Source organism: Parasphingorhabdus halotolerans, assembly GCF_012516475.1.
In the GTDB taxonomy this organism is placed as follows: Bacteria; Pseudomonadota; Alphaproteobacteria; order Sphingomonadales; family Sphingomonadaceae; genus Parasphingorhabdus; species Parasphingorhabdus halotolerans.
In genome coordinates, this window is record NZ_CP051217.1 from 1,787,444 (window position 1) to 1,803,458 (window position 16,015).

A 16,015-nucleotide genomic window follows, 5' to 3' on the forward strand; every position below is an offset into this window, starting at 1 on the left:
TCTATTCCTCCAGCACCCAGGTATCCTTGGTGCCGCCTCCCTGACTGCTATTGACCACGAGTGATCCTTCGGTCATCGCGACGCGCGTCAGACCGCCTGGCGTAATGTCGATCCTTTCGGGCGACACCAATACAAAGGGCCGCAAATCGACATGGCGCGGTGACAAGCCTTTCTTGGTGAAGATCGGCACCGTCGAAAGCGCCAGTGTTGGTTGGGCTATATAGTTGGAAGCGTTTTCGATCAGCTTCACCCGGAAATCCTCAACTTCCTTCCTGCTCGCCGCTGGTCCGACCAGCATACCATAACCTCCCGACCCGTGAACTTCTTTTACGACCAGATCAGCCAGGTTATCGAGCACATATTGCAGTTGATCGGGCTCGCTGCACCGCCAAGTCTGGACATTATTGAGCAGCGGCTTCTCTCCTGTGTAAAACTCCACAATATCGGGCATGTAGCTGTACAGCGCTTTGTCGTCAGCGATCCCGGTGCCGGGCGCGTTAGCGATAGTGATGCCACCCGAACGATATACGTCGAATATCCCGGGTACGCCCAGCATAGAGTCTGGATTGAAATTCATCGGATCAAGATATTCATCATCGACGCGGCGGTAGATGACGTCGATTGGTGTATAACCCTCTGTCGTACGCATCGCGATACGGCCATCAACAACGCGCAGATCATGGCCTTCAACCAGCTCCGCGCCCATTTGATCGGCGAGATAGCTATGTTCAAAATAGGCCGAGTTATGGATACCGGGCGTCAACACCGCGACCACCGGTTTGGCCGTGCAGGCTTCAGGCGCGGAAGCAGCAAGCGACCGGCGCAAATTGGAAGGATAATCGCTGACCTGTTGCACCGGGATGCGCGAGAATAGTTCAGGGAACATTTGCAGCATGGTTTCGCGGTTTTCCAACATATAGGAAACGCCCGATGGCGTTCGGGCATTGTCTTCCAGCACAAAAAACTCGTCCGGTCCGGTGCGCACGATATCCGTACCAACAATATGCGTGTAGATACCACCAGGTGGGTCGACGCCGACCATTTGCGGCAAGAACGCTTTATTATTGGCGATCAGCTCAAACGGGACGCGGCCAGCCCGCAATATCTCCTGACGATGGTAAATATCATGCAGGAATGCGTTGATAGCACGTACGCGCTGTTCGATACCGCGAGAAAGCTTGCGCCACTCGGAAGCCGAAATGACCCGGGGAATAACGTCAAACGGGATCAGCCGTTCATCGGCATCTTCTTCGCCATAAACGTTGAATGTGATACCCGTGGTGCGAAAAAAAGCTTCGGCTTGCGCAGCCTTCTTGCGAATCCGCTTGGGATCTTCGCCGTCCAGCCATTTTCCATATCCTGAATAGGGTTCTCGAACCGAACCCTCTCCAGCCGCCGCAGCGGCAACTAGCATCTCGTCAAAAAATTCGATCGCAAACCCCCTTGAAAATATTGAAACGGCTGTTCATCCTGCGATCTCAAGTTGTTTATCTTATGCGAAATAATACAACGTCAGGACATTATCTGATATTAACTGCAATAGAAAGTCCAATGTGCTGCCGTAGCTGCAGATAAATCAACCGGCCACCAGCTTCACGAAATTACTCTCCACCCAGCCGCTTTTGCACGGGCCATCATAATTGCGCTTGGAACGCACGGGTGATGATACGCCGCAATCACCCAGTTCCATTGCTGGCGGGGCTGCCAGTTCATTGCCCTCTCCGACAGCTTCAACAGGAGAGGCTTCGGCATAGACAATCCCGAACCATTGCTGATCATGGCTGCGGGTGCAGATATAGACCATTTGGCCGGCCATGAGGCTGTCTTTCTTGTCCGCACTGTCAAACGGTGCGATCAGGACATCGAGCTCGCCGCTGCGCAACCCGGCCACTTCCCCTACAGACTGGCACGCATCAAACCGAGGCCCGCCTTCACCAATCCGTATCGCACGTTCACCGGGATGGGAGCCGACCCGCTCGGTCCGTTCCGTCGCGTTCGCGCTATCGGTTTCGCGTTCAGCTAACGCGTCTTCCACCTTCGTCGTCTGCTGGCAGGCAGCAGTAGTGACACATAACAGGGAGGCGGCAAACAGGGTTCTGATCATGGCCAGCATCCTAGCGCACAAACGGCTGCTTTGGGAAGAGATCAATGATAACCCGCCAAAGCGCTACGCATCACAGCACAATCTGCGTTTGTGTAACCACGGCAACCAATGTGCCGTCTTTCAGCGAAATCCGCGTCTGCCAGACGGACTGCCGCCTGCCGACCTTAAATGGTGTCGCCTCTCCGTAAACGGTCTCGCCTTCTGGCGCCGCGTTGAGAAAATTGGTTTTGCTTTCAGACGTTGTGGTGCCGTTTGCGCCTTCGGGCAGATTGGCAAAGCCGCCGAAGGCTCCCAGCACATCGGCAAATGTCATCACTGCGCCACCGTGTATGCTAGGCGTCCCGCGACCATTGCCAGCGGTACAAATCTCCGGTCGCACCAACATCTCACCGCGCACAATCTCTTTGGTCATTTCCGTAATCTTGATGCCCATAGTCTTGGCAAATGGCACCATATCGGCGGGGTTGGTCATGTTCACAGGCCTTGTTCACATTGGTTCACAGCTTAACTTGGTTCACGCGAAAGCGCGAAGACGCAAAGTCTTTATGTTGGTTGACGATACGTTTGCAACCGTCCTTAAACGTAGGCGCGCCAAAGTTCATCAAGAGGTCTAGCGGAAGCTTCATTAAACGCAGGTATGTCAGCACTTGCTTGGCATGAACCGGCGCAAACCGTTCTGTTGATTTTAGTTCAATTAGCAATTGCTTGTCGACCAGGAGGTTTGCTCGAAACCCTTCCTCAAGCACGATATCATCATATTCTATCTTGATCGGTACTTGCCTATCCACTGGCAAACCTCGTTGTCTGAGAGCATTGGCCATGAGCGCCTCATAAACACTCTCCAGCAAGCCAGGTCCAAGATTGACGTGAAGTTTGTAACCGCAATCCACAGCGATTTCGGATAGCGCTTCAATCGAATTTTTCATGGCATCTTCTTCGCATTCTTCGCGACTTCGCGCGAGAAACTTTTTTCCATTGGCCTCAACTGTTAAGTCATTGAAACGATGACATAATAATATCAGGAAATCCAACATTTTCCTTGGGTTTATCGGTGCCAGCGACTATCTTGCGCGGATGATTGAAAACACCGAAAATGAAACCCCGGAACAAGCTTCCATCCCTTCCACCGACAAGACTCCCGATCAGGCAAATCAAAACGAATATGGCGCCGATTCCATCAAGGTTCTCAAGGGCCTGGACGCTGTTCGCAAACGGCCTGGCATGTATATTGGCGACACGGACGATGGCAGCGGACTGCACCACATGGTGTTTGAAGTGTCCGACAATGCGATTGATGAAGCGCTGGCCGGCCATTGCGACCTTATCCTGATCACGCTCAACCCTGACGGCAGTGTGTCGGTCGAAGATAATGGCCGTGGCATCCCCACCGGCATGCACACCGAGGAAGGTGTATCGGCAGCCGAGGTTATCATGACCCAGCTCCATGCAGGCGGTAAATTCGAGAATACCAGCGACGACAATGCTTACAAAGTCTCCGGCGGTCTTCACGGTGTCGGCGTGTCCGTTGTGAATGCGCTGTCGGAATGGCTGGAACTCAACATTTGGCGGGACGGCAAAGAGCATAATATGCGCTTTGAATTTGGCGATGCCGTGCGGCCGCTGGAAGTGATTGGTGACGCGCCGCCTGCGGACAATGAAAGCGGTTTCAAAAAGGGAACGAAGGTTACGTTCTTTCCGTCGCCTGCTACGTTCAAGATCACTGAATTCGACTTTGAAAAACTCGAACACCGCTACCGCGAACTCGCGTTTCTCAATAGTGGCGTCCATATCCTGCTGCGTGACGCGCGGCATGAAGAGACGAAAGAAATCGATCTCTATTATGAAGGCGGCATTGCAGCTTTTGTACAGTATCTGGATCGCAACAAGACGCCTCTGGTTCCCGATCCTATCGCAATCCACGGCGATCGCGATGATGTGATTATCGACGTCGCACTGGAGTGGAATGATTCATACTATGAGAACGTCCTCTGCTTTACCAACAACATCCCGCAGCGCGATGGCGGCACCCATCTGGCAGCTTTCCGCTCGGCGCTAACCCGCACGCTTAACAATTATGCCGAAAGCTCCGGCGCGCTCAAGAAAGAAAAAGTCAAACTCACCGGTGATGATATGCGCGAAGGCCTGACCGCGATTGTCTCGGTGAAGCTGCCTGATCCGAAGTTCAGCTCACAGACAAAAGACAAGCTCGTCTCCTCCGAGGTGCGTCAGCCGCTGGAAAGCCTGATGGCCGACAAGCTTGCCGAATGGCTGGAAGAAAACCCCGCCAATGCCAGCATGGTTGTACAGAAAGTTATTGATGCTGCTGCTGCCCGTGAAGCGGCGAAAAAGGCGCGCGAACTGACTCGGCGCAAAGGCGCAATGGATATCGCCTCGCTACCCGGCAAGCTATCTGATTGCCGCGAGAAAGATGCGAGCAAATGCGAACTTTTTCTGGTGGAAGGAGACTCCGCTGGCGGTTCTGCGAAACAGGGCCGCGATAGCAATTATCAGGCGATCCTGCCGCTCAAAGGCAAAATCCTCAACGTCGAGCGCGCGCGTTTTGACCGGATGCTTTCGAGCAAGGAAGTGGGCACGCTGATACAGGCCATGGGCACCGGCATTGGCCGCGAGGATTTCAATCTTGAAAAACTGCGCTATCACAAGATTGTCATCATGACCGATGCTGATGTCGACGGCGCGCACATCCGCACGTTGCTGCTGACCTTTTTCTATCGCCAGATGCCCGAAATCATCTTGGGCGGGCATTTGTATATCGCCCAGCCGCCGCTCTACAAAGTCGGCAAAGGCAAGAGCGAAGTTTATCTCAAAGACGATAACGCGCTCGATCATTATCTTGTCGATATGGGCCTCGCAAACATGGTGCTGCAAACCATCGAAGGTGCGCGCTCCGGCGAAGACCTGCGCGGGTTGATCGAACACGCGCGGCGGATGCGCTCGCTTATGGCCTATGTGCCGCGCCGCTATGACAGCACGATTGTGGAAGGCATGGCACTCACCGGCGCGCTCAATCCCGATCATGGACTGGCCGAACGGCAGGCAGCCGTCGACGCAACGGCAGCGTGGATGGACAAGGTTGATGAAGAAGGCAAATGGTCCGGCAGCGTCTCCGAAGAAGGCGGCTATCTGTTCGAGCGGCTATGGCGCGGCGTGACGGACCATCATATTATCGAACAGAAATTCCTTGAAAGCGCCGAGGGCCGCAAACTCCACAAGCTCGCCAGCGAAGAAACCGCGACCTACACCAGCGGCAGCCGCCTGGTGAAAATCGCATCTAGCGAAGCCGATGCGAGCGATGATGATGACGGTATCGGCACCGAGGGCACTTTGATAACCCGCCCGTCGGAACTGCTCGACACCGTGCTCGCCGCTGGCCGCAAGGGCATAGCCATCTCCCGCTACAAAGGCCTTGGCGAAATGAACGCCGAGCAGCTGTGGGAAACCACGCTCGATCCCGAAGTCCGGTCATTGTTACAGGTCACCGTCGAACAAGCTGATGTGACCGACGAAATTTTCACCAAACTGATGGGTGACGTGGTCGAACCGCGGCGGGAATTTATTGTGGACAATGCTTTGAATGTCGCCAATCTGGATGTTTGAGGATTAATTGAATCGACCTAAACGGCATCACTTCGTCCCCCAGATAATATTGCGCCGATTTACCGATGAGAACGGTTGGTTATATGCTGTGAACCGATCAAATACCAAAGCTGTTCCATTCCGATGCAAGCCAAATCAACTTTTTGTTCGCAAGGAATACTACACTGAAGTTGATAGTGACGGCTCGAAAAACAGCAGGATGGAACTGCGCTTATCGCAGCTAGAAAGCGAAATATCGCCGATTTTAGCCAAATTCATGGCCGCAGCTGAAGCCAACAAGCTGCCCGACTTGTCCCGGCATCAGAAAAGCCTTTGGGATAAGTTTTTCTTACTACAGTATCGTCGAGTCCCTGACCTCAGAGATGACGATAGCTGGAAAAATGCTCTTGAAGAATACGCTCAAATTACAAGCCGATTGAAGAAGGAATTTCCACACAGGGTAGAAGAAATTGAGGCTTTCGAATCTGACGAAGAGAAGATTCGAATGGTCAACAACGCTTATGTAAATATGCTAGATTTACCCCCAGGGGAACCCGAGAAGGTACTCAATCGAAGAGGTATTATTTTACTTCGATCAGCAAGAAATAAGAAGTTTGTGATCGGTAGTCGGCCGGTAATTCAAATGAACATGAAAAATGGTAGAACGCTACATGATAGCTACAGTGAAATGTGGCTACCAATTGCAAGTAACCTTGCCATAGGCGTCGGCACAATGTGGGAAAAAGAGAAGATACTAGACTTAGAAAATCATTCCGGCATGCGATATCTAAACGAAGCAATTGCTAGAAACAGCACCTCCTTTGCCAGCGCCTCGTTAAAGCTAACACAATCTATTGCGATGAGATGTTAGGAAAATAGCAATTTGGCCGCCTGTCAAAACAGCAAGTCCCCACAATTGCCCTTTACATCCGTACCCGCAAACAGCGCCTTTACAAACGGCAATGTATCGCCCGTCGATCCCGGCACTACCGCGCGGTGATCCAGATCGGGATAGAGCGTCGAAATAATCACTGACCCCGCCTCACACGCCCGCTTCACAAAGGCGGCCTGCATGCGTGGCGGGGTGTCTTTGTCCTTGCCGCCCGTACCAACAAAAAACGGCACGGGGAATTTTAGCGTCGGGAAACCCATCATACCGAACGCAGCAATCAGATGCTCGGACGGTGATTTTTTGAAAGTGCGATTATAGGTAAGTTTTTCGGCCACTACTTTCGCCTTCACATCCTTGTGACAGCTATTTTCAACCGAACGCGCAATCGGAAGCACTGCATCCGACACATAGTCGGTCAGCTCAAATTCCGGATTGGTTCGCTGCACCAGTGTCAAAGCCAGCATGTTATAGCCGAGCAATGGATCCACCCGATCACGCGGGCGGGCTTCCTGCAAAATGCTCAACGCCTTGGGAGAGAAAAATGGTACGCCCGTTGCGACCGCGCCGATCACCTTTACATCAGGCGCATATTCCGGGGCATAGGCCGCAGTCGCCACCGCCGCGCCTGCGCCTTGTGACTGACCGAAAAGGACAACCTCGTCGGAAACCGGAAAATCAGCTGACTGAACCGCCCGGATAATATCCAGATTGCTATAGGCTTCCGGCCGCGTTGCGAGATATGGATGCGTTCCGGCGGTTCCCAAGCCCTGATAATCCGATGCCACCACTGCATATCCGTTTTTCAGCCAGAATTCGAGATGATCGCGATCCTGCTGCTGCCTGCCATTCCACGATGGCGCACAGATATCGGCAATACCAACCGTGCCGTGCGTCCAGGCCATAAGCGGCCAACCACCTTTTGGAGCGCGCCCTTCAGGAAGAAACAGCACCCCGGAAACAGGAAGTATTTTTTCTCCGTCCAAACCATCGGTGGATGAATAAAGAAGCCGGACATTTTGTCCCGCACCTGGATTGGATTGCTGTTCGTTCAAAGGCTCTTGACGAAGTAACTTTCCGGGGGCGTCCAATGCGGCCTCATAAACATAGAAATCCGACAAATAAGTGTCACCTAATGTCTTGCTGGCCGACGGTGGCGCAGACGCTGGGGTTTGAGTAGCAACCCCTGTCGGAGCGCAAGCGTTGATCGTCAGAGCAGCGAACATCGCGAGCATTGGCGCAAATTTCATCGGCATTCCTTTTGGTTCCTCGGCCTTTTGGTTCATCACCCGCTGGTCTACACAGACATTATGACACACAAAACCCGCATAATGACCATCGCCGCGCTGCGCACCTGCGAGAAGTTATTCTGCACCTATCGGGAGACTGATCTACCGCTTCTTGGCAATCTTCAACTTGTCCTGCTTGGCCCGCGTTCTGATCGATTCTTCGCTGCGGGTCAGCGCTTTGGCCATCGCCTTCAGGGTCATGCCCTTTTTCGCAAAGGCGTGCAGCTTCTGGATTTCTTCGCTGTTCCACGGTTGTTTGTGGCGTTCAAAATGGTCTTTCATGTGAATAGCTCTAAGCGTGTCATTAGCCGCCGTCCATCGCGTTGCGCATTTTGCCAGCGCTATATGCATTTGGCAATTGGAACACCGCGATCTATAGCCGCATCATACTCCAATACGAAAGATATCCCATGACAGAACTCAACCCGGAACTTTTTGACCTTCGCATGTCTGACAAGGCGCAACCTCTGATGGCGGCGGTGAAAAAGCATCTCGAAGAGAATGTCGCGCCGATTACCGAAGAGTTTTTCGCGTTGAACAAGGAAAAAGAAGATCGCTGGACCTGGCATCCCCGGCAACTGGAGCTGCTGCAGGGCGCAAAGGACAAAGCCAAGGCATCGGGCCTTTGGAATTTCTTTCTGCCTGATGATGAAACCGGAAATGGCCTGAACAATCTCGATTATGCCTATATCGCTGCCGAGCTTGGCAAATATCCGCTAGGATCGGAATCGCTCAATTGCTCCGCGCCCGACACCGGCAATATGGAAGTACTGGAACGTGTTGGCACTGAAGCGCAAAAGAAGGAATGGCTGGAACCGCTGCTCAACGGAGAAATTCGCTCGGCTTATGTGATGACCGAGCCGGGTGTCGCCTCATCCGATGCCAAAAACGTCAGTACGACCGCGGTGCTCGAAGGCGACGAATGGGTGATTAACGGCGAGAAATTCTATATTTCGGGCGCTGGTGATCCGCGTTGCAAAATCCTGATCGTGATGGTCAAAACCAGCCCGGACGCCGCGCCGCACCAGCAGCAATCCCAGATACTGGTGCCCAAAGATACGCCCGGCGTCGAGATATTGGGACCGATGCACGTCTTTGGTGAAGATCATGCTCCGCAGGGCCATATGCATATGCGGTTTGACAATGTTCGCGTGCCGAAAGAGAATATTCTGCTTGGCGAGGGGCGCGGGTTTGAGATTTCCCAATTGCGCCTTGGCCCAGGCCGCATTCATCACTGCATGCGCTCATTGGGCAAGGCGGAAAAGGCGCTCGAACTGATGATCCAGCGCGGCGGATCGCGGGAGGCTTTCGGCAAGACACTGGTGAAGCTTGGCAAGAATGTAGAGCTTATCTCGCGCGCAAGAATCGAGATTAACGCGATGCAGCTATCCGTTTTGCAGGCAGCCAAGGCGATGGATGTGCTCGGCAACAAGGAAGCACGGGTCTATGTCAGCGCAGTCAAAGCAATGGTGCCAGAAAAAGTCTGCACAATCATCGACCAGGCGATCCAGATGCACGGCGCAGCGGGAATGTCGCAATGGTTCCCGCTGGCCGATATGTACGCCGATATGCGGCACTTGCGGTTTGCCGACGGGCCTGATGAGGTGCACCACATGGTGGTCGGCCGCGCGGAAATTCAAAAACACGGCCTTTGGTAGGGCTTTAAGTTAGTCGAACAAGCCATTTGGCCGGGATCATGCTTTCCAGCACCCGGCCAGATGGTCATCGGTCATCCCGACCGCCTGCATATAGGCGTAGATAATTGTACTACCGACAAAACTCATTCCGCGCTTTTTTAGCGCCTTGGAGATGGCATCGCTGATGGGCGATGTCGCTGCCAAATCGAGGAAGCTTTCCGGGCGATTGACCGGCGGCGAGCCATCGAGGTGGCCCCAAAGCCATTGGTTGAAACTGCCAAACTCCTTCTGCATCTCGAGAAAGACCAGAGCGTTTTTGCGGGTGGAATAGATTTTCAGCTTGTTGCGGATAATGGCTGCGTCCTCCCGCAGCGCTTCCAGTTCATTATCACTCATCGCGGCCACATGTTCGATATCAAAGCCATGAAAAGCCCGCCGATAGCCTTCGCGTTTGCGCAAAACCGTTTCCCAGCTTAGCCCTGCCTGCGCGCCTTCGAGAATCAGGTTTTCAAATAGCAGGCGATCCTCATGAACAGGAAGACCCCATTCCTCGTCATGATAGCGCCCGTAAAATTCCTTACCCGCCTGACCGCCAAAGCAGCGATGTTTTCCATCTGTGCCAAGAATTGTCATGAACCAATCCGTATAAGGTTATCCGTTTTTTTGAAATCGAAAAGCGACTAATAGCCGTTCATCCTGAGCCTGTAGTAGGACCGTACAGGATCAGAAAGGTGGCTCGACAAACTCACCACGAACCGGGCGTTACTCAGCGGGCTCCAACTCGGGGCCCAATTCATGCTCACGGCCCTGCTCCGGCGTCCACCAGCCAATCTTGCGCTTGGCCCAGTTGATAGCGCGCGGAATCGGCGCGTTGCGATCCATCCACTCGGCATATTCCTTGTAAACGGGATCGCTGAGCAAATGCTTTTCTTCAGTCTTTGCCCGCCAGTAGTAGATTCCGCTCACCGCCGCCAAAAGCGCAGCGTTGCGAATCATATCGACATAATTGCCCGAGACCGTGAGGAAGGGCATCGCCGAGAGCCACCAGTAGGTGTTCTTGGCAACATAAGCGGGGTGCTTGGTCCACGCATAAGGTCCGTGTGTTAATATCCCACGATGGGTGAGGTTCGAGAAGCGCAAGCCAAAGGCAACCGTCGCCCAGGCATAAATGGCTGTCAGAGCAACCAATATGCCGCCCCAAATCCACAGCAAGGTTTCATGGCCTTGCAGCCAGTAATCCCACTTGGCGATATCGACTTCATAGTGCAGCGGACCGCCGGGGTACATCATCGCAAAGGGCGGGTAACAAAGCAGCGCGGCGACCCATCCACCCAGATAAGGGTTAGCGGTGCGGATATGCGCGTCCAGCGGTTTCATGGTCAGCAAATATCCGACCGTAGCAAACTGCACGTCGACGACGAACATCGCGATAATCAACCAGAACGCAATCGCCGCCGGATTATTCGCAAGCTCGGCAATATCGAGCCGGATCAAATCGCCGAAGCCGCCCGGCACAATCGAGATCATGAAGGCGAGGAAAAAGCCCTTCACGGCCCATGCGCGCAAATGATGGAAAATCTGTTCGCGATCATATTCGCCGCCGCGTTTCTTGTCACCTGCCCCAATCAGAAACTGGCCCAAATGCCAGGCACCGTCGCGCGGTTCGATGAAATAGCGGTCCATCATCAGCACATAAGGCACGGAAACCAGCAGCAACCAGGGCGCGATGGTTTCCATCATCTCCATTGAAAACTGATATTGCCCGGTCCAATACCATCGCCCGATGCAATAGACGCAGGCAATCATACCCCATGTCGCCCAAAGACCCGCGAGTTTCACCACGCTGATATCGAAAGTTTCTTTCAGCGGATTGGGATTTTTCCAGTCGATGCCGGTCGAGGCGCGCAGATGCACTTTGTCACTGAGCAGCGACCATATCACCATCGGCAGGCCACAGGCAGCGCAGGCTGCAAGTGCCGAATAGGGCCCATCCATGCCATATTGCCGCGCGATCAATATCCACGAAGCCAACCCGACAAGGCCAGCGATGCCGACACCGGATGAAACCGCAGATTGCGGGCGCGGGTCAGCGGCGTTTGATTTTCGTCCGAACATAGCCGTCGCTTTAACCAAAAATAGTAAGCAACCCGTGAACAGGCGCAAATAGCGCCGAAAAACCTATGAATTTGGCGAAATAGGCTCTATATTTCAGATAAATATCATATTGGATCAGATACCCCCATGTCACAATCAACGACCTCAGGAATGCCCATGAAAAACCTCACTATAGCGTCAGCACTGTCGGTTGCCCTTCTGGCATGCACAAACGGCGGGAATGCAGAGGCCACCCAAGGTGCGTCAGAAGACGCGCAATCATTTGCCGATATTTCTCCGGTTGATCGCGAACCTTTTATGACACAGGAAATCACCGAATTTAACGAGCCATGGGCGATGACGTTTTTGCCTGATGGCCGGATGCTCGTTACGACAAAGCCCGGCGAACTCTTTCTTGTGACCCAAGCGGGCGAACAAACCGCGATTTCCAATATTCCTGACGTTGATTATGGCGGACAAGGGGGCTTGGGCGATGTCATATTGGCGCCTGATTTTGCGAAGTCTGGCCGCATCTATCTGAGCTGGGTGGAAGCAGGGGATGATGGAACCCGAGGCGCTGTCGTCGCCCATGCCAATTTGTCGCTGGCCCCTCCGGGCGTGGAAGCGGAAGCACCTGCGTTATCCAATCTCAAAATCATCTGGAAACAGAACCCGAAAGTGAAAGGCCGCGGCCATTATTCCCACCGTATGGTCTTTTCTCCTGACGGGAAATATCTGTTCATTGGCTCCGGCGAGCGGCAGAAGTTTGATCCCGCGCAGGATATGACCGGCAATCTTGGCAAAATCGTGCGGCTTAATCCGGATGGCAGCATTCCAAGCGACAATCCATTTCTGGATGACGAAAAAGCGCTTCCGGAGATCTGGTCATTGGGCCATCGCAACATTTTGGGCATGGCCTTTGATAGCAAGGGCCGTCTGTGGAATCAGGAAATGGGTCCAAAAGACGGCGACGAGCTAAATCTCGTCCAGCGCGGTTCAAACTATGGCTATCCGATTGTATCGGAAGGCGATCATTATGACGGAAAGAAAATTCCCAATCATGATACCCGCCCCGAATTTGCCGCCCCGAAAGTCGCCTGGGTGCCGACAATTGCGCCTGCTGGATTGATCTTTTACTCCGGCAAGTTGTTCCCCGAGTGGCAAGGCAATGCATTTATCGGCGGCCTTGCCAGTGAGGCTTTAATCCGTGTTGTCATTGATGGTGATGAGGCTGAGGAAGTCGAGCGCTTTAAAATGGGAAGCCGCATCCGCGAGGTGGAGCAGGGCCCGGATGGCGCATTGTGGTTGCTTCAGGATGGCAAAGGCGGGAAGCTGCTCAAGATTACCCCGGCCAAATAGATTCTTCGACCAACGCGCTAGCGACAAAGACTATAGCCTAGCTGGCCACGTTCTGCCTGGTCGAGATGGAAATGATCGGCATGGGCGGCGTTGTAATCAGGCGACAGAACCGTTGCGAAAAGGTCGCAGGACCCGTCGCGTATCACCCTGAGAAATTCCGCCTCCGGGTCTGTATCGTTCCAGTCGCGACTAAGCGAGATTATCTGGCCATTCTCCAGCGTAAATGCAGCGATATCGATCGCGTTGCCCGTTGCATGCTCGCTCCAACGGGTAGATCCGCCAATCTGGCGACAATTATAAGTTCCCAAGTGGCGAATGAAGGAAACCCGCTGGCCAAAATGCTCCAGCGCTGCTGGCTGGACAATCTGGGTCTCCCAAATCTCCAGAGCTGCCGCAACAGGACATGATGGCGCGAGGCCGGATGGCGTGAAGCTAGTGTTCCCGGCTGTTGGTTCGAGCAAGCGAATATTCTCGTCGCGACGACACTCCCCATCACCAACGGGCGGCAGCGGACTGAAGGCCACCCCTGCCCGGTCGAGGAGGTTTTGGCAGAAGACATAGTCACCCGAAAGCGCGGCCAGTTTCTGGCCAGTGAACATCCCGATAGGTTTGTCCAGCTGCAGCTGCGTCCATGGCAAATCCTGCGGGCGTTCCCGGATGTAAGCAAGCGCGACCAACGCACAGCCTGCAATAACCGCCAGAATAACCAAAGTTTTGAGCGCAGACCTGATCGTCCGCAGATAATGTCTGCGCTTTAGGCGTCTCGCCATTTTTATGTCACGCTAGTTATTTAGCGAAATCTATTGGGAAGCCGTTGTGGTCGTGCCGGAAAGGTCACTTAAAAACTGCCGGACACGCTTGGAGTTGACCCCGAGATCATGCACGCCAACGCGGCTCACCGAACGCATGTCAATGATGCTGGCTGCGCCATTATCAGCAGCGCGGGCACGGATGACAACATCGTCCTTGAACCGGAAAAGCGATACAGTATCGGTGGCTTCCAGATGGCCTGCTGCAGGATCAATACTGACGATTTCCCAGCCGCGGTCTTCTGCAAGGCGCTTGGCTTTCTCGATAACTTCCGCGACTGGCTGATCAATCCGTACAGACCGGATATCAGGAAAAGCTTGCTGGTGAAGTGTCGCCCAACGCTGGCGCGGGTTCATCCCGCGCATATCACTATCATCGGCGCCCGGGATTTGATCCCAATTGTCAGCGCGAATCGTAAGCGCCGAAAACTCGGGTGGATCAGCCAGATCGGTTGTTATGTCATGAATGGCGGGCAGGCTTTGCGCCGTTATGATGTAGCTCAGAACATAGCCGATAAATCCGACCGCCGCGATCATGCCGAGACCCAATTTGGGCCAGCGCGTTTTGCGCCCTTTGCGCTTGTCCAAAATGATACCGATTATTCCGATGATGATCGCGAGTACCGCAACAACCAATGTCCATCCCAGAAAGCCCAGACCTTGCTGCCAGCCCCACAGACCAATGCCGCTGCCAAAAGCTGCGCCAAAAAATGCGATAATCGCAGCAATTGCCAGAATCAGAACAATCCAGCCTTTGGGATCATTACGGAGCGTAGCGAATTTCCTTGCCGGCTTCGCCGTCACTCCACCGGTTCGATTTTCAACTGCGGGTTCGACAGCAGGTTCGTTGATATTCTGATCGCTCACGCGCATAACTCCCTTAATTCCAAATCTTTTAGCCGCTGCGGTCCCATTGTGCAATCAACTCGCTGCCGCTTGGTATGTTTCGCCATTTTGGTTGCTCGACAGCGTGCAAATTTGCCGGTACAGCGCCGCTCTTCATCAATATGACGCGAACGCTTGGAACCGACATTGCCCACTATCATCCCTCTGGCTGAAATCGAGCCTGCTTTGGTCGAAGCTTTGCTCGATGTCGCTTTCGGCAAGGATCGCCATCAGCGGACAGCCTATAAAGTGCGCGAAGGCATGGATATGCTCGAAGGGCTGAGCATCGCTGCGGTTGATGCGATGGAACACGAACTGCTTGGCTCCCTGCAATGCTGGCCGGTCGCGCTGACCGATGAGAATGGCAAAAAACATCCCATGATCATGGTTGGTCCGGTTGCGGTTTATCCCGATTTGCAGAAGCAGGGCATCGGTCAGGCGATGCTGACCGCGCTGCTGGCGGAATTGCAGGATGATAGCCTGCCGCTGGTGATGATCGGCGACCCGGCCTATTATGATCGCTTCTTCGGTTTCTCGCCTGAACGGACAGGCGGCTGGACGCTGCCGGGGCCTTGGGAACCCGAGCGTTTGCTCGTACGCGCAACAGCGGATGCGGAATTGCCGATGAAGGGTAAGCTGGGACCTTGGTCGCCGGGGACCTGAACAATCCCGCTCATGCTGAGCTTGTCGAAGCATCTCAGCAAAACCGATCGCAAGCTCAGGGCGAACGGGACAACCACTCACTTCACTTTACAGGACGATCACCACATAATAGGCCATAGCCATGCCCTATACACCGCCCCCTGAACTTGCCTCGCTCTCGCTCACCGAAATAGCCGAGCTGGTGGAAGCGCAAAAATTGCCGCCAGTGGATCAATGGGACCCCCAGGAAACCGGCAATAGCGAGATGCGGATCGCGACCGATGGCACCTGGTATCATCAGGGGGAACCGATCAAGCGCCGCGCCATGGTGCGCGCGTTCTCGACCATTTTGCGGCAAGAGGCAGACAATAGCTATGCGCTCGTCACGCCCTATCAGAAGCTGAGTATAGAAGTCGAAGATGCGCCGTTTGTCGCGGTCGAAATGGAGAATGAAGGCAGCGGCGAGAACCGCAAGCTCGCTTTCCGGCTCAATACCGACCATCTGGTGATTGCCGATGAAACGCACAAGCTGCGTTTTTCATCGGATCATGATAACCCACGCCCTTATCTGCATGTGCGCGGCGGGTTGGAAGCGGTGCTGGCCCGCAACGTCTATTATGAACTGGCCGAAATGGCGCTGGCGGATGATTTATCACCTTTCGGCATATGGAGCCACGGCGCATTCTTCCCTATAGACAGGCCAGAATGAA

Annotated in this window: 16 protein-coding genes; 6 read left to right on the plus strand and 10 right to left on the minus strand. The window is 53.9% G+C overall.

Annotated features, from left to right (window positions below; translation table 11 throughout):
- Position 1: 1 nt before the first annotated feature.
- The 4 genes from HF685_RS08725 to HF685_RS08740 all read right to left on the minus strand — a co-directional run bounded on the left by HF685_RS08725 (position 2) and on the right by HF685_RS08740 (position 3,138).
- Positions 2 to 1,414, minus strand: a complete 1,413-nt coding sequence (locus tag HF685_RS08725) for a circularly permuted type 2 ATP-grasp protein (protein ID WP_168819338.1) — start codon at positions 1,412 to 1,414, stop codon at positions 2 to 4.
- A 162-nt stretch (positions 1,415 to 1,576) separates the two neighbouring features.
- Positions 1,577 to 2,104 (minus strand): hypothetical protein, encoded by a 528-nt coding sequence (locus HF685_RS08730; protein WP_168819340.1) that lies wholly within the window; start codon positions 2,102 to 2,104, stop codon positions 1,577 to 1,579.
- Positions 2,105 to 2,174: 70 nt separating this feature from the next.
- Entirely contained in the window at positions 2,175 to 2,576 is a 402-nt protein-coding gene (locus HF685_RS08735; RefSeq protein WP_168819342.1) for a PaaI family thioesterase, read from the minus strand.
- Between the two features lie 25 nt (positions 2,577 to 2,601).
- The gene (locus tag HF685_RS08740; protein WP_343040039.1) at positions 2,602 to 3,138 is read right to left on the minus strand and encodes a GxxExxY protein; all 537 of its coding nucleotides are present in this window, start codon (positions 3,136 to 3,138) and stop codon (positions 2,602 to 2,604) included.
- Positions 3,139 to 3,178: 40 nt separating this feature from the next.
- Between HF685_RS08740 and gyrB the strand changes: the two genes are divergently transcribed.
- Together gyrB and HF685_RS08750 are read left to right on the plus strand one after the other, a co-directional pair.
- Entirely contained in the window at positions 3,179 to 5,722 is a 2,544-nt protein-coding gene (gyrB, locus tag HF685_RS08745) for a DNA topoisomerase (ATP-hydrolyzing) subunit B (RefSeq protein WP_168819344.1), read from the plus strand.
- 49 nt (positions 5,723 to 5,771) lie between these two features.
- Complete coding sequence (locus tag HF685_RS08750) at positions 5,772 to 6,572, plus strand: DUF4238 domain-containing protein (RefSeq protein ID WP_168819346.1); 801 nt, start codon at positions 5,772 to 5,774, stop codon at positions 6,570 to 6,572.
- Positions 6,573 to 6,595: 23 nt separating this feature from the next.
- Here HF685_RS08750 and HF685_RS08755 read toward each other — a convergent pair whose 3' ends face one another.
- Both HF685_RS08755 and HF685_RS08760 read right to left on the minus strand, forming a co-directional pair.
- Positions 6,596 to 7,840 (minus strand): alpha/beta hydrolase, encoded by a 1,245-nt coding sequence (locus HF685_RS08755; protein WP_211051081.1) that lies wholly within the window; start codon positions 7,838 to 7,840, stop codon positions 6,596 to 6,598.
- A gap of 141 nt (positions 7,841 to 7,981) precedes the next feature.
- Positions 7,982 to 8,161 carry a hypothetical protein gene (locus HF685_RS08760; protein ID WP_168821432.1) on the minus strand — a complete coding sequence of 60 codons (180 nt, stop codon included), beginning with the start codon at positions 8,159 to 8,161 and terminating at the stop codon, positions 7,982 to 7,984.
- 128 nt (positions 8,162 to 8,289) lie between these two features.
- On the opposite strand from HF685_RS08760, the gene HF685_RS08765 reads away from it, so the two are divergent.
- On the plus strand, positions 8,290 to 9,537 hold the full coding sequence (locus tag HF685_RS08765; RefSeq protein ID WP_168819348.1) for an acyl-CoA dehydrogenase family protein: 1,248 nt from the start codon (positions 8,290 to 8,292) through the stop codon (positions 9,535 to 9,537).
- A 36-nt stretch (positions 9,538 to 9,573) separates the two neighbouring features.
- Here the strand turns inward: HF685_RS08765 and HF685_RS08770 are convergent, their stop codons facing one another.
- A complete protein-coding gene (locus HF685_RS08770; RefSeq protein WP_168819350.1) occupies positions 9,574 to 10,149 on the minus strand; it encodes a DNA-3-methyladenine glycosylase I in 576 nt (191 codons plus the stop codon).
- Between the two features lie 129 nt (positions 10,150 to 10,278).
- A complete protein-coding gene (locus HF685_RS08775) occupies positions 10,279 to 11,631 on the minus strand; it encodes a methyltransferase family protein (protein ID WP_168819352.1) in 1,353 nt (450 codons plus the stop codon).
- A 156-nt stretch (positions 11,632 to 11,787) separates the two neighbouring features.
- On the opposite strand from HF685_RS08775, the gene HF685_RS08780 reads away from it, so the two are divergent.
- Positions 11,788 to 12,969: a PQQ-dependent sugar dehydrogenase gene (locus tag HF685_RS08780; protein ID WP_246218557.1), complete on the plus strand. Its 1,182-nt coding sequence runs from the start codon at positions 11,788 to 11,790 to the stop codon at positions 12,967 to 12,969.
- Between the two features lie 17 nt (positions 12,970 to 12,986).
- Here the strand turns inward: HF685_RS08780 and HF685_RS08785 are convergent, their stop codons facing one another.
- The gene (locus HF685_RS08785) at positions 12,987 to 13,709 is read right to left on the minus strand and encodes an extensin-like domain-containing protein (RefSeq protein WP_425500185.1); all 723 of its coding nucleotides are present in this window, start codon (positions 13,707 to 13,709) and stop codon (positions 12,987 to 12,989) included.
- A 60-nt stretch (positions 13,710 to 13,769) separates the two neighbouring features.
- Positions 13,770 to 14,645: a DUF1499 domain-containing protein gene (locus HF685_RS08790; protein WP_168819359.1), complete on the minus strand. Its 876-nt coding sequence runs from the start codon at positions 14,643 to 14,645 to the stop codon at positions 13,770 to 13,772.
- A 165-nt stretch (positions 14,646 to 14,810) separates the two neighbouring features.
- Between HF685_RS08790 and HF685_RS08795 the strand changes: the two genes are divergently transcribed.
- Together HF685_RS08795 and HF685_RS08800 are read left to right on the plus strand one after the other, a co-directional pair.
- Positions 14,811 to 15,326, plus strand: a complete 516-nt coding sequence (locus tag HF685_RS08795; RefSeq protein ID WP_168819361.1) for a GNAT family N-acetyltransferase — start codon at positions 14,811 to 14,813, stop codon at positions 15,324 to 15,326.
- Between the two features lie 121 nt (positions 15,327 to 15,447).
- On the plus strand, positions 15,448 to 16,014 hold the full coding sequence (locus HF685_RS08800; RefSeq protein ID WP_168819362.1) for a DUF1285 domain-containing protein: 567 nt from the start codon (positions 15,448 to 15,450) through the stop codon (positions 16,012 to 16,014).
- Position 16,015: the final 1 nt, after the last annotated feature.

Bases quoted from the DNA above. Each gene is read 5' to 3' on its own strand.
- HF685_RS08725 (WP_168819338.1), bottom strand. From the start codon at position 1,414: ATGCTAGTTGCCGCTGCGGCGGCTGGAGAGGGTTCGGTTCGAGAACCC.
- HF685_RS08730 (WP_168819340.1), bottom strand. From the start codon at position 2,104: ATGATCAGAACCCTGTTTGCCGCCTCCCTGTTATGTGTCACTACTGCT.
- HF685_RS08735 (WP_168819342.1), bottom strand. From the start codon at position 2,576: ATGACCAACCCCGCCGATATGGTGCCATTTGCCAAGACTATGGGCATC.
- HF685_RS08740 (WP_343040039.1), bottom strand. From the start codon at position 3,138: ATGTTGGATTTCCTGATATTATTATGTCATCGTTTCAATGACTTAACA.
- gyrB (WP_168819344.1), top strand. From the start codon at position 3,179: ATGATTGAAAACACCGAAAATGAAACCCCGGAACAAGCTTCCATCCCT.
- HF685_RS08755 (WP_211051081.1), bottom strand. From the start codon at position 7,840: ATGAAATTTGCGCCAATGCTCGCGATGTTCGCTGCTCTGACGATCAAC.
- HF685_RS08760 (WP_168821432.1), bottom strand. From the start codon at position 8,161: ATGAAAGACCATTTTGAACGCCACAAACAACCGTGGAACAGCGAAGAA.
- HF685_RS08765 (WP_168819348.1), top strand. From the start codon at position 8,290: ATGACAGAACTCAACCCGGAACTTTTTGACCTTCGCATGTCTGACAAG.
- HF685_RS08770 (WP_168819350.1), bottom strand. From the start codon at position 10,149: ATGACAATTCTTGGCACAGATGGAAAACATCGCTGCTTTGGCGGTCAG.
- HF685_RS08775 (WP_168819352.1), bottom strand. From the start codon at position 11,631: ATGTTCGGACGAAAATCAAACGCCGCTGACCCGCGCCCGCAATCTGCG.
- HF685_RS08780 (WP_246218557.1), top strand. From the start codon at position 11,788: ATGAAAAACCTCACTATAGCGTCAGCACTGTCGGTTGCCCTTCTGGCA.
- HF685_RS08800 (WP_168819362.1), top strand. From the start codon at position 15,448: ATGCCCTATACACCGCCCCCTGAACTTGCCTCGCTCTCGCTCACCGAA.